6 protein-coding genes and 1 pseudogene are annotated in these 13,546 nt (G+C 56.7%); 6 read left to right on the top strand and 1 reads right to left on the bottom strand.

Annotation, left to right across the window (positions count from 1 at the left end; genetic code table 11):
• Positions 1–222: 222 nt before the first annotated feature.
• A pseudogene (locus QX094_RS29315) lies at positions 223–615 on the top strand (integrase core domain-containing protein); the annotation flags it as partial.
• Between the two features lie 399 nt (positions 616–1,014).
• Here the strand turns inward: QX094_RS29315 and QX094_RS29310 are convergent.
• On the bottom strand, positions 1,015–1,806 hold the full coding sequence (locus tag QX094_RS29310) for a hypothetical protein (protein ID WP_315705333.1): 792 nt from the start codon (positions 1,804–1,806) through the stop codon (positions 1,015–1,017).
• A gap of 362 nt (positions 1,807–2,168) precedes the next feature.
• On the opposite strand from QX094_RS29310, the gene QX094_RS29305 reads away from it, so the two are divergent.
• From QX094_RS29305 to QX094_RS29285, 5 genes are all read left to right on the top strand, one after another.
• A complete protein-coding gene (locus QX094_RS29305; RefSeq protein WP_315705334.1) occupies positions 2,169–2,792 on the top strand; it encodes a DUF1353 domain-containing protein in 624 nt (207 codons plus the stop codon).
• Positions 2,793–2,931: 139 nt separating this feature from the next.
• On the top strand, positions 2,932–5,025 hold the full coding sequence (locus QX094_RS29300; protein ID WP_315712591.1) for a caspase domain-containing protein: 2,094 nt from the start codon (positions 2,932–2,934) through the stop codon (positions 5,023–5,025).
• Between the two features lie 144 nt (positions 5,026–5,169).
• Complete coding sequence (locus QX094_RS29295) at positions 5,170–8,802, top strand: caspase family protein (RefSeq protein WP_316188408.1); 3,633 nt, start codon at positions 5,170–5,172, stop codon at positions 8,800–8,802.
• 329 nt (positions 8,803–9,131) lie between these two features.
• On the top strand, positions 9,132–9,821 hold the full coding sequence (locus QX094_RS29290) for a hypothetical protein (protein ID WP_315712587.1): 690 nt from the start codon (positions 9,132–9,134) through the stop codon (positions 9,819–9,821).
• Between the two features lie 14 nt (positions 9,822–9,835).
• Positions 9,836–13,435 (top strand): caspase family protein, encoded by a 3,600-nt coding sequence (locus QX094_RS29285; RefSeq protein WP_315712586.1) that lies wholly within the window; start codon positions 9,836–9,838, stop codon positions 13,433–13,435.
• Positions 13,436–13,546 lie beyond the last annotated feature (111 nt).

The following is a 13,546-nucleotide window of genomic DNA, read 5'->3' as shown; positions in this document are numbered from 1 at the left end:
GCGAACGGTTGACGCTGATCCGGATCTTCGAGGAGCTGCGCGGCCAAGGCTATGACGGCAGCTATGATGCGGTGCGGCGCTACGCCAGGCGCTGGGCCAAGGAACACGCCGACCCGTCTCGACAACCTCTATGCGACTCAACATCGCACTGTCCTTATGTACGTCCATAACGACAGTGAGCTACGAGGCCGACTTCTTCACAAGGCGGTCTTGCTCGGATGCGTACGCGACAACGGCAGCGAGCTCACGAGCAATGCCATCCTGACATGGACCGATCAGAGCCGTGTCGCCTGGCACTACATCGCGCCGGGCAAACCCATGCAGAACGCCTTCATCGAGAGCTTCAACGGTCGCCTGCGGGATGAACTGCTGAACGAGACGCTGTTCACCTCGCTTGCTCAGGCCCGCGTCGCGCTCCGATGCTGGCGGACCGACTATAACGACGCTCGGCCGCACTCCCAGCTCGGATGGAAGACGCCATCCGAGTTCGCCGCCACCTGCAATCCGCGTCGGGATCTGGCGCTGCGCTATGCCGAGAGCTCCGCGCCAGCTCCCGCCGCTACGACCGCCCAGATGGGCACATCAAACCGCCCGAACGAACTCAGATCTGGATAAAACTTGGGGGCAAGGTCACAGGTCATGCGGATCGAAGAGCCGCTGGACTGCCTTCCTTGGTGTGCAGGTGGCAGGAAATCCTAACAAGGTCTCTTTGGTCCCTGCCATCGGATGGTGGGATCACCACTTCCAGAGCAGCTCGTGTACCACGCGGTTGTCTGGGCAGGCTCGAATATAGCAAGACGGAATGCCCCCTTCGACTTCTTTCCTGTGTCAGGAACGTCAGGGACTTCCTTTGCCGCTGGTCCCTCCTTGGTACAATCTCCGTAGGTGGCGGGCACTAGGCGCTTTTCTCCCGTGTTCTGGCTTTTGACGCAGATATCGGCAGGGAAGGCTTGCGACGTCAAGTTCGCAACCATGACTGCGACGGCTATAAAATACCTGCCAAGATTTTGCATTTTATCCCCCGCTGCCGGGTCGATTGATGACACTTCGTAGCCGCTCGGTCTGAAACGCGGAGTCGAGCTCTTTTCGTCCGTTGAGAGTGTTCGGGCCCATCGTTATAAGAAGGTCATCCGTCTGTGTTCGCGTTGCACTCAGAAACGGAGACGTGTTGTTGGCCGTCACGTTTACGAGCTTCCACGTGGGAGTTGCACTTCCGCCTGCGATAACCTGAAACGTCACGTGATGCGTGATCGTATCAAACGGGCTGTCCTTTATGTGTTCGGATGCCAGGCCGTGATCCCAGGTCTCAAGAGCCGATTTTAAAGTCTCGTGGATGCCCAGGTTGCCGGCAATCGGCGCGTGGACATTCGTTTCGCGGCTGACCTCATCGCAATCAACTTGCCCGGGCGGCCGAATTGATCTGGCATTCAACAACTCATCGAAGGGCCAGAAATATGTGATCGTCAGCTCGCGGGTTGCGTTTGTCTCAAACTGGCCGCCAACCGCAAGAGTACGTGTTGCGGCGGTGTTGAAAACCGATACACCCGGATTAACGTCACCCTTGTCAAGAGCCCGAACTGTCAATGCGACCTTGGCTGCCCACTTGCCAATTGCGTTATGCCTTTTGTCGACATCGGAATATTCGAGCGCAACGGCGTTGCCGAGCTCACATTTCACATGGGCAGAAATACCCAGGACGAAATCCCTGAAGTCATTCTCTGTTGGCCTTTCGACCTTCATCACTGGAAGTACGGCGCCGCATCCTGCGAGCTCAAGTCCAAGCAATCCAATAACAAGAATATACAATGGCCGCACAAATGCCCCCCGGCTCGAGAGCTAGACGATACGTCGATTTTTCGAACCGTGCTAGTTCAGTTGAAATTTTTTTTCTGGCAACCGAGAGGCGCCTCGACCGTTGTTTCATGGAAGGGGAGCCGATTGTCGTCTTGCGGGATGTGATCCCACCCGAGAGACATGCTATCTGAGTGATTCTCAAGAAAAATCAACGCCTTGGATTGAGGGTGAGCTTTGAGGTGGTCAAGTCACTTGGATCGTCATCAAAAGACCAGCGCGGACTTGACGCGACCGATGGCTTCTTCGCAATCTGGGCGGGAGAGGGAGCGAGTATCGTTCCACTATAGCGAGGTTAGAAAAGCGAGGGACCAGCGATGACCAACTTCAATCGTCGAACTGCTTTGGGTGCATGTGTGGCGCTTGGCGGGATTGCTTTGGCCTCGACGAAGGCTGCATCGCAATCGGATCCGAGCAAAGCTGGACCGGTAAGCATGGAAAAATGGATTGAACTTGCGGAGAGCGCAAAATCCATCGATTCACCTTTGTACATGGGACGTTTCAGGGAGCCAATGTACTTTTTGCTCGAGCCGATATCGTGGACGCCGCGTTTTACAGAAGCGCGGAAGCTGAGCAACGTGACCGTTCCAAAAGGCTTTGTGACCGATCTGGCGAGCATACCGCCAATGTTTTACTCGTTCTTGAGGCCGGACGGCGAATACGCCTATGCGGCGATCATACATGACTATCTCTATTGGGAGCAGAACGTGTCGATAGACACAGCGAACGGTATCCTGAAGGCCGCAATGCAGGATCTAAAGGTTGATCCCTTCAAGGTGGAGGCCATTTATTCAGCGGTCTCGTGGGGAGGACAAAAGTATTGGGACCAGAACAAGAAACTGAAAGAGCAGGGGGAACGTCGGTATCTCCAGGAATTTCCGCCCACGGCGGCAGTTAGCTGGGAGGATTGGAAGAAGCGTCAAGGTGTCTTCCGCCCCTGAAATTGCGGACTATTGCGGCGCACAGCCAGCCATTCAGCCTATAGGACAATTGTCAGCGAGAACCCCTGTAGGAGGGTGTAGACATCGTACTCTGCAACCGATAGCTTTGCCGGATATTGGCCGCAATAGAATGTTGGTGATGGCTGGAAATCTTTTTCGGTTTGTTTTTGCATCAATTTTCGTTCTGTTGTTTTTGCAACAGGGCGTCGCTGCTGAAGCGCCGCAAACTGCGAGCGTCGAACGTTTTGCATTGCTTATCGGCGTCGACGACTACGCCCCATCGCCGCAGCAAAGCGGACGCGTCACGCCGCTCAAGGGGCCGGCGAACGATGTCGCCCTAGTAAAGCAGTTGCTGGTATCACAATACAAGTTTGCAGACGATGCTGCCCACATCGTGACGCTGATCGGCAAACAAGCGACGCGAGAGGCGATACTCAAGACGGTCAGGTCGCACTTGATCGAGAGAGCAGCAACGCATCCGCAGTCCACGATCGTATTTTATTTCAGCGGCCACGGTTCGCTGGCCAACAACGTTAGTCCCGGGGATGGCAGTACGCACAGCACGCTTGTAGCTTACGATAGTCGCGCGAGCGGAGGGAAGGATATTGTCGACAATGAGCTGATCGATCTTTTCGAGGAACTGCGCAAATACACAAGCAACATTACCTTCATCCTCGACAGTTGCCATTCCGGTAGCGCCATCAAGGGCATCGACTCCCCGACGCTGACGTCCAGGAGCGCGCCACCGAATCCGCGCCAATTCAGCGCCGGCGGCCGCGTAGATGGTCCCGCTGGGAAGTCCGGCGAGGCAACCGGTTCATTCCTGACACGCAGACAACAGTTTGCATTGCTCTCTGCTTCACATGCCGAAGAGCTGTCTTACGAGGACAAGATCGACACCACTTCAGGAAAAAAGTTCCACGGTTTCTTCACCTTCTATCTCGTGCAGGCTTTAAACAGCCGGCCAGCTTTAACTGTCGAACTAGCGATGAGGGATGTAGGTCTCTCGCTTGCAAGGGCCTTGCCTTATCAACATCCTCAGGCGGTCGGAAGAATTGAGGGGCGGATATTCGGCGATGCGTCCGATCGCGAAGACCCCTATGTCAAAATCGTTTCTCAACCGGCTAACGGATCTTTCGAGATCGAGGCAGGGCGGACGCTCGGCCTGCGCGAGGGAACATTTCTGGCGATCTACGCTCCCACTGCGAAAAGATTGACCGGAGAAAAAGACAAGATCGCTAATGCACAAATATCAAAACTGGGGGATGTGAGATCCACTGCTGCGGTATCAGGCCCGGTGGCAAAGCCCTTTGGTCAGGATGCAAAGGTGGCCATTGTCGCTCCCTACCTCGGTTCCGAGAAACTCCGCATAAACGTGAGTGAGCTGCCCGGGCAACAGATGGCCGGAGATGACGCAGGGCTTCTTCGTCAGTTATCCGAGATGCTGTCCAGCAATCAGCTGGTGCGACCAGCTGGCCGCAACGAAAGCTGGAATGTCGCTATTCGGCGGGGCTGCGCTGATGGTGGCAAGCTGGTTCTGTCGTCGGACCTGTCAAGAGCGGCCAAGGATTGTAGCGCGGTCTACTATCTGACCGAGAAGGGCGATCGCCCGCTCTTTCAGTTCCTTGTCCCCGCCAACAGCGCGTCCAGAGTTGTGGACCTGGTCGATCGTATTGAGCGATTTGCCAGGCAGGAAAACCTTCGCGGACTGGATAACGAGTCGTCCCCGTTTCGCGAACAGCTACAGGTGCGCCTTATAAAAGTGGATTTAAAGGCTGGTGCTGGTCCGGAGCCGGATGTTATTCCGCGGCCTGTTGACGGCGCCGACACGGCAGAACCCATGCGGATCGACCAGCGCTTTCAGATTGAGGTCAGGAACAACAGTGAGCGCGAACTTTATGCTGCGGTCTTCATGCTCGGTAGTAGCGGAAGAATTGAGCTTGTAACGAGCAATCCGAACGGAGATCTCGTGCACGCGCATAGCAACATGGTGATGCACTCGCCCAGAAAGATTGGGCTTCCGCTTGGCCGAGAAAGTTACAAGGTAATTGCCACGACAGTTTCCAGCGTAGACTTTCGTCTTCTCGAACCAATGACCGGTGCCAAAGGTGGCGGCGGTTCGCTCTTTGATTTCTACCAGGGAAAGGCAATTGGTGGAGCGGCCAAAGATTCGACTTCCGTCGATCTTGACAGTTGGGCGACCGCAATTGTCGATGTTCTGGTTGTACCTTAGGCATCATGTGCCTGTGCTGACAAACGAGCGGCTCCGGAAGGAGGTACAATCGCTCTTATGGCGAGGGTGGCTCACATGATCGTCGAGCGACAGATTGGGAAACCAGGCCATTTCTCGTGCCTGTGAGCTAAGAGGCTGCGCTTCATGAGAGGGCTGTCGCCGGGCAACAAGGGTGCAAGGTCCTACGCTCGAGCCTTATGCGCCCGGTATTGGGCGCTCGGCTCCGGTGTCCTTCTTTTGGTCGCCGCTCCGTTTGCTTCACACTCTGGTCTTCAACAAGCCAATGCCGCCGATGACGCCCGGCAGGTCGCGACCGAGCAGGCCTATCCGCTGGAGTCGCGCGAGGGAGCGCGACTTGTAGCGACGGTTGGTCACGTGCAGGGGATAACGAGCCTCGTCTGGAGCAGCGACGGCAAACAATTGTTCAGTGGTAGCGCCGACAATTCGGCCAAGTTATGGGATTTCGCATCCGGTTCATTGATCAGGAGCTTTTCCGGATCGAATGATGATGTTCGCGGAATGCGGAACAGCGTCAGTGCTGTGGCCTTTGGCAAGGGCGGAACCGAGGTCATCATTGGTGCGTCAAATGGGGCAACTCGCTGGGATCTCGGTACGGGATCTGCCCGAGGTAACTTGGAGGCACCTTCAAATCTGGTTACTGCCGTGGCGGTCGCACACGGAGGATCGCAAGTAGCCATCGCAGGCAATGGTCCTGCCAGCGAAGGCGCAAAGCCATTTGTTCACTTGCATTCGGATGTTAGTCGAAGCCTTCCGCTCATTGGCGACCATTCGATCAACGCCCTGGCCTTCAGTCGAGACGGCAAGTGGCTTGCCACGGGCGGAGCCGACAAGTTGCGCGAGGTGCAAGGCGGTGTGCAGGTAGAGGGCGCGATTCATATCTGGGACGCTCAATCCGCAGCCGGGGTCGCATCGTGGTCAGGCCCGAAAGATGGCATCAACTGGGTTCAATTTTCGCCGGAAGGTGATGTTCTCTACGCGCTTTCGCCGGGCACGTTATCCGTTCGCAGTCTGCCGGACGGCAAGGAAGTGCGCAGCTTTATGGCCTACAACGCCGCGTTGTCTCCTGATGGAGGCTGGCTGGCGCTGGACGCTGGTGATGGGAGTGATAGCCCAAATGCGCGCGTGGCAGACATTCGCAATTCCCGATCGGGTGATCTTGTTGTGTCTGTCCCCTGGCCGCCTTCCGACGATGAGAAAGTCCGAAGCCGGGTCCTGAGCCTGGCCTTCAGGCCGGACGGTTCGTCGCTCGCGATCGGCTTCAATAATGGCAAGATAGCCATCTGGGATTTCACTAGGAAGGCATTTAGCCTGGTCCGTGCCTCGCGCGAATGGGGCGCCTCAAAGCCAATCGCGATTGACGGTGCCGGGAAGAACCTGGTCGTGGCCGGCGACCGCGGTCTCGCGATCTGGAATTTTGACACGGGCGTTCGGAAACCGCTGTCGGTTAGCGCAAAACATGACGTGGATGTTGTCGCGATTTCGCGCGACGGGAACATCGTCGCCGCGGGCAGCAAACAGGGAGGAATCATTGTCTGGGACGCCGTTACAGGAAAGCAGATTGCTGATTTCCTGACGGGTCTTTCGGGCATAACAGCACTGGGACTGAGTCACGATGGAAAAAAGTTGATTGTGGGGACCTACTCAATAGCTCGGGTTTTGACCGTGAGCGGAGAAATTCTGGCGGACCTTGGAAATCGATTTCCGATCATACGCGCAGCAGCGTTCCGTCCTGGTGACACGGAGCTGGTCGTCGGAGATGAAGCTGGCGAGGTGTCAATCTTCTCTGGCTGGAGGTGGCAAAGAAAGCGCACGATACCGCCTCCGGGTATCAATGCCACGGTGCAGGATGTTGCGTTTGATGCCGGGGGGCATCGAATGATTGTTGGATACGGAAACGGGTACAACCGTGCCGTGGTTCATGACCTCGACAAAGGAAATGCGTTGTCGCTGGCTCCTCACAATGCGTGGATATGGTCGGTAGCGCTGTCACCCGATGGATCTCGCGCCATCACGGGCAGTGGCGATGAAACAGCAGCGCTGTGGGACCTCAACACGGGTAACCGTATCGCGACACTTGCGCGTCCCGGAGTTGTTCTTGGTGTCGGCTTTGCAATGAGCGGGACCGATCTTCTGGCTTATTCGGACAGGACGGTGACCCTGCATCCGTTGTCGTCGCCGGCTGATTTTCTGCAACTCGTCGAACTGGGCGTCGATCGCTGGGCTGTTGCTGCGCAGGACGGGCGCTTCGATACAAATGATCTCGATAACGTGCGTGACCTGAACTGGTTCATGCCGGATGACCCTTTGCGGCCTCTCTCGCTGGAGGTCTTTATGCGGGATTATCTCGAGCCGGGCCTGCTAGCGCGATCTGTCTCTTGCCGGCTTGCGATGGCGCAAGATCCAAAAGCGTGCGACAGCGAGTTTCCGGCAGTTGCGCAGATCTCGAAACTGAACCGTGTTCTGCCAAAGGTGAGTATCACCGGTTTCAGGGCTGGCGAGACCATTGATGACGTTGTCGTTACCGTTGAAGTGGAGCAAGGCAGGGATCCGACTCAAAAGAATGGGAAGATCTCTACTGACGCCTACGATCTGCGACTATTTCGGAATAACCAGCTGGTCAAGCGGCTGGCACCCGGTGTAGCGGCTGACTATCGGCGGAGTCCTTCATCCTGGCGCGACGCGATGAGGGTTGCCGGCACGAAGTTCGAATTCACGGTTCGACTTCCAAGGCGAAAGGTGCAGAAGGAAATCCGTTTCGCGGCGTATGCCTTCAACGAAGATCGCGCGAAGAGCGGTACTGCACACGCTAGCTATAGCGCGCCTGCGGATCCTTCCCTGGAAAAACCGAAGGCTTATGTGGTTACCATCGGAATCAACGACTACCTTGAGGGAGGTAGAGATCTGAAGTTCGCTACAAAAGATGCGATGGACACCGCGAAAGCCTTGCAAGCCATTCGTGGCTTCGATGTTGTAAGCACGTCTCTTCTCTCCGAGCGGCCTGTCCTGAATGCTTCCAAGAAAAAGCTGAGAGCCGCATTTCGGGTCCTCGCCGGAGATGAGTCTGCGCGAGCAATATTGGCGGATGTACCGGACTCAGGCCGTCTTCAGCAGGCCGCACCTGAGGATCTGGTCATAATCACCTTTTCCGGGCACGGTTACACTCAGCGCGATGGCACCTTTTATCTGGTTCCCAGCGATGCACGGGCATCTGCGGACGTAACCCCGGATGTTCTCTCGAGCTTTGTCTCAAGCGAAGAGTTGAGTGAATGGCTTGAGGGGGTCGACGCAGGACAGCTCGCTTTGGTGATCGATGCCTGTCATTCAGCCGCCAGCGTCAAGGCAGCCGGCTTCAAGCCGGGCCCTTTGGGTGACCGGGGGCTGGGTCAGCTTGCGTACGACAAGGGCATGCGGATTCTCGCGGCAAGCCAGGAGGCGCAGGCCGCGATTGAATTGGGGAAGCTCCGTCAGGGTCTTCTTACGTACGCACTCGTACAGGAGGGGCTCGGCGCGAGCGGTGGGCCGCTTCGGGCCGACACAGATCACAACTCCGAAGTGACACTGGATGAATGGCTACGGTACGGAGAGAGCCGAACGCCTCGACTTTACGATGATGCGCGCGCCGGAAAGATCCCCATCGTCGTACGGGATTCGACTGTCGATCCCTCGTTCATCACCGCAATGGTTGCCAGGCTTCAGACACCCGTGCTCTTCAATTACCACAGGGGCGTCGAGGAAGCGATCATCAGGAAGCGCTAGCTGCCGGGCGCCTGCGCACCTGCGCCGGGCGGTTCAGATCAGGGCACTGCGTCCTGCTTACGGAGGGAACGATGATCAGGCGGATGGCCATCTCTGCGAATGGCTCTGTTGTCGCGACTGGTCAGGGCTACAAGGACCAGCGACCAAGAGCAGAGCCGGAAGGAACGACGGAAAACAGGGTCGTAGCCTGGAATGTCAGCGACGGCACTCCCCTCTGGAGTGTGGTCGCACACCGCAACGACAAAGCCGCGCTCGAGTTTGTATAAAAAACTTTAGGCCGGAGAAGACCGGCGAGATTTCTGTTCAGAGAGGGCTTGGAGGAGTGGCTCATGATCACGCGAATTCGCGTTTTAAGACCCGGCCCGAACAACTTGGCTGCGATAGCGATCGCCTATGGAATCGCACTTGTTTGCAAGCTCAAACATGTCGCAAGGGTTGGCCCGATCGTCATTCTATTCTCGCTCCTTGCCGATACAAGTGCGAGCTCCCAATGTCCGGTAGCGCCGCCTTGGGACAGCACATTCCTTGCCGAGAACGACCTGGGACCTTTAGGCCTATCGAAATCAAGCGTTACGCGGCCACCGATAGCCGCTGCAACGAAATACGATGACCAATCAAATTGGCAGATGCGAGTTTGGGGCAATCAAGATCCCAAATCGCTGTGGGGTGATGTCAGGGATATTAGACTATTCTTCGTTTCGGCGGACCTGGCGGCCAGGTACTTCGAAACGCATCAGGAATTCTTGTCCGAGGGGGCGCCATTGGAATCGGAGATGACCCTGGATGAAGTCCCAATAAGGATCTTTGGCCCTCGAAATACTAAGGCGGCCGCCCTCGCGCGGTCGCTGGGTATACCGGAAGAAAAGTTCACAGGGTATGCGTTCATCTTTCAGTTCAAGAACCTGGTAGCAAAGCTGTTCATATTGAGGGGAATGGAATCTGAGGAGCGCGTCTCTTCACGCAGTTACATCCCGCTCGCGAAAGCGGTTCTCAAGAAGCTTCGAGAGGCTTGCAGATAGGTGGTAGGGCTTCCATGCGAATCCTGAAGATCAGTTTCCCAATGGGGCTCGTTCTCGGGTTGCTCAGCGCCTCAGCCGGGGCCGAACAGAGTGACGCACGTTTTGTGGTCCAGACGGGGCATCGGCTTAATTTAATAACTGCAGATATGTCGCCCAATGGGCAGACGCTCGTCACTGGATCAGCAGACGAAAGCGTCAAAGTGTGGGATGTCAGCTCTGATATGGAGGTTCGCTCTCTGCCGTTTAACGCCGGTCCTGTGGGGAAGGTGAGAGTCAGCCATTCCGGCAAGTACGTGGCGGTAGCAAGTAACTCGAACGGAACGGTTCAGGTATGGGAGATCCAATCCGGTACCCTTTTCTCAGAAATGACTTTGGCCGCTCGATACATCACGGGTATCGAGTGGGCGCCTGATGACTTGCAGCTCGCGATAGGAATCTCTGACTACAATCGCTCAGGCCACTCCCTGGCTCTTGCAGTCGTGAGTAAGACGCCAAAGGTCGAGATCGTGAATACCACGGGAGACGTGGCAACGTTACGTTACAGTCCGAATGGCAGCCTGCTGGCAGTGGGGATTGCTTCATCAAGCACAATAACCATCGTGCCAGCGCGCGATGGGCTCGCTTTACGCGACCTTCCTCTTCCAAAGACGTGTACGCCTGAGGATCATCAAAGGAAGGATGCGAACTGGCACGGAAAAATCAACTGGTACGACGGCGAGACAAAAATCGCGGTGGCTTGCGGAGCAACACTGCACATTATGGATAGTCAAAGTGGAGCGGAATTGTCGAGCCTGCCCGGTGCGGCTGGTGTCCGGGAGGTCATGTTGCTCGAAGGCGGAGGATACATTCTCGTGCGAGAGCATGGTTTCGACGCTTTCGCTGATGCCAAGCATGAAGTCCATGAATTCGCAAGTCTACGATATGTTACTTCCTCTTCAAATCAGCGCTACCTGCTATATTTTACGTCCAGCAGCGTTGTGATTGTTGAGCCGATGATTACCAGAACTGTTACGCGCCAAGTGACGACCCGTCGAACCATACTGGATAACGTTGGAAATTTGGAGAAGTATGGTTCGATCGCAGCCTCTCCAAGAGGCTCGGTGTTCGCGACCGGTGGCCTCGATGGTGTCCTCAACATCTGGAGTGGTCTTCCGTCCGGCCCGTTAAGCCGACGTGCTCAGGTTTGGTTGGGAAATCGGATTCGGGCTCTGACCTTCGATGCGCAGGGTCAGCGCATAATCTATTCAACGGAAGACAAGCTGGGCACCATTCGATTGGGCGCAAATGTGCCCGCGCAATCCATATCGTTGGAGATGCCAATCCGCGAGTTGGCTCCTGACCCCGCGGGTACTGGGAACGTGGCGGCGCTCGCCGAAAAGAAACTCCTCATGTTCAAATCTGATCCATTGCAACTGGTTGATCAGGCTGACGCTCCAACGATTCGGAACAATTGGGGTGGAGTCGGCCTCGCCTGGCTCTCTGACGGCACTTTGGTCACTGCCAGTGATACCAGTCTAATTTATTGGAGAGGGATGCGGGACAAGCAATACATGAATATGGACACGTCGATCACTTCCGCTGCTGCGGGAGAGGGGACACGCTTTTACCTGGGCAGCGGCACCACGAAATTTTTATTCGCCAAGGCGCCTCAAGGAGCGAGGGTTGAGTCATTTGACTTTCGCACGGGAAAAAGCGCCAGCAAAGACGCTAGAAGCATGATTTTCAGCATGGAAACCGATGCGTTGGGCCCTCGCGTCGTCACCGCTTCGGAGCAGCCTTCGCGCGTTCGCGCTTTGGCTTTCGAAGGATCGAGGAGATTGCTAGCAAGCGGAGCGGAAGATGGAAAGGTCACCTTGTTCCGGCTGCCGGAGTTGAATCGGCTAAAGGTCCTGGATGCGGGGGCAGGTGACGTGACTGACTTGGCTTTCCTGGCCGGTGGCAATCAGTTGCTGTCTTACGGATTGGATGGCGCAACTAGAATTTGGGATATGGAAAGCCTACGCCTCGCGGCTACGGTCTTCTCGCAGGGTGATCGGTGGACAGTAGCCACACCTGAAGGGATGTTTGATACAAACGCGATCGAAGAGTCTCAATCAGCTGGCTGGGTTCTTCCTGACGAGCCGCTGCGAGCGTGGCCACTGACGATCTTCATGAGACAGTACTATGAGCCGCACTTGCTGTCGAAGGTCCTCAACAGGGAACGGCTTCGACCGGTGCCGAACATTTCCGAGGTTAACCACCGTCAGCCTGAACTCTCAATCTCTGATGTGCAGATAGCTGACAGAACGACGGGCGCACTATCGGTGACGGTCAGAGCCCACATGCCGACCGGAAGGACCGGTGCCAGCGACGCCTCAAGGCCGCAATCCTTGTCTGGCGATGGCATTTACGATATGCGCGTATTCCGAAACGGACAGATAGTCGGCCAGTGGCCTCCGCCCCCAGATCCTACCGCTAAAACTGATCCGAATGACGTGGTAGCATGGCGAGAGATGAGTCGGTTGCCTACCAGCGGTAAGGAAAACTGGGTAGAACACACGTTTCGTGTCGCGCTACCCAGCGTCGATCTCGGCAAGCCCGTTACGCTGACGGCCTATGCGTTCAATGAAGATAGAGTAAAGAGTGAGACTGCGAAGTACGAATTTGCTGTGCCGAATGAAATCACATCGCGCCAACCCAGAGTGTATGTGATTGCCATCGGCGTCAATGCCTATACGTCAGAGAATAGGACGTTGCGGTTCGCCGTGCGGGACGCAGAGGTCATGCGCGAGAGCCTGTCCAGGCTGGACGGCTACAAGGTCGTTCCGGTGACCCTTACTTCGGAGGGACGGGATCCAACGCGCTGGTTTGCGACGAAGGCGAACATCCGGGCTGTTCTTTCCAGGCTGGCCGGGAAGCCGATAGCGCCAGGCGCGCTGGTGGGAGTAGAGGGGGCCGACCAGCTTGCGCAAGCCACGCCAGATGACCTGGTGATCGTCACCTTCTCAGGCCATGGCTATACGGCAAGGGACGGGGCGTTTTACTTGCTGCCCGCCGATTCGGGGGAGGCGCTTGACCCCGCCGGCAAGCCTGAAGTACTCGCCAGGTTCATCTCGAGCGAGGAGCTCAGCAGCTGGCTCCGGCCGATCGACGCCGGGCAAATGGCAATGATCATCGACGCTTGCCATTCGGCAGCGAGTGTTGATCAGCCCGGCTTCAAGCCCGGGCCGATGGGGGACCGGGGGCTTGGCCAACTCGCCTACGACAAGGCCATGCGCATCCTCGCAGCCAGCCAGGCCGATGATGTTGCGCTGGAGAGTGAGAAACTGAAACAGGGGCTGCTCACCTACGCATTGGTGCATGACGGACTGGCGCTGGGGCAGGATGGAAGGTACGCCGCCGACGCCAACCATGACGGCAAACTCACACTCGCAGAGTGGCTTCGTTACGGCGAGCAGCACACCCCGGCTTTGTTCGAGGACATCCGGGCAGGGCGGAAGGATGCCGTCTACGTGGGGCGCGACTCCGTCGTTGCGCCGGGCTTCGAGACAAAAGTCGCAGACCATGCACAAACCCCGAGTCTCTTCGACTTCGCCCGGCAGGACGAAGTGGCCCTACGACTGGGAGCTAATTGAGCGGGAATGATTCAGGCCGATCCTGAATTATCCCACCGACGCAGGCAATCGCCTTGGGCCGGTCGGTTTCCCTTGTAACGCCGGCCCGAGCAAACGCGATTCGAGACCATC

Origin of the sequence: Bradyrhizobium sp. SZCCHNS1050 (genome assembly GCF_032484785.1) — a bacterium.
GTDB lineage: Bacteria > Pseudomonadota > Alphaproteobacteria > Rhizobiales > Xanthobacteraceae > Bradyrhizobium.
This window is presented reverse-complemented; position numbering and strand designations above follow the sequence as displayed.

What these genes read in the sequence shown, in the direction of transcription:
- QX094_RS29305 (WP_315705334.1), top strand. Translation starts at nt 2,169, where the DNA reads ATGACCAACTTCAATCGTCGAACTGCTTTGGGTGCATGTGTGGCGCTT.
- QX094_RS29300 (WP_315712591.1), top strand. Translation starts at nt 2,932, where the DNA reads ATGGCTGGAAATCTTTTTCGGTTTGTTTTTGCATCAATTTTCGTTCTG.
- QX094_RS29295 (WP_316188408.1), top strand. Translation starts at nt 5,170, where the DNA reads ATGAGAGGGCTGTCGCCGGGCAACAAGGGTGCAAGGTCCTACGCTCGA.
- QX094_RS29290 (WP_315712587.1), top strand. Translation starts at nt 9,132, where the DNA reads ATGATCACGCGAATTCGCGTTTTAAGACCCGGCCCGAACAACTTGGCT.
- QX094_RS29285 (WP_315712586.1), top strand. Translation starts at nt 9,836, where the DNA reads ATGCGAATCCTGAAGATCAGTTTCCCAATGGGGCTCGTTCTCGGGTTG.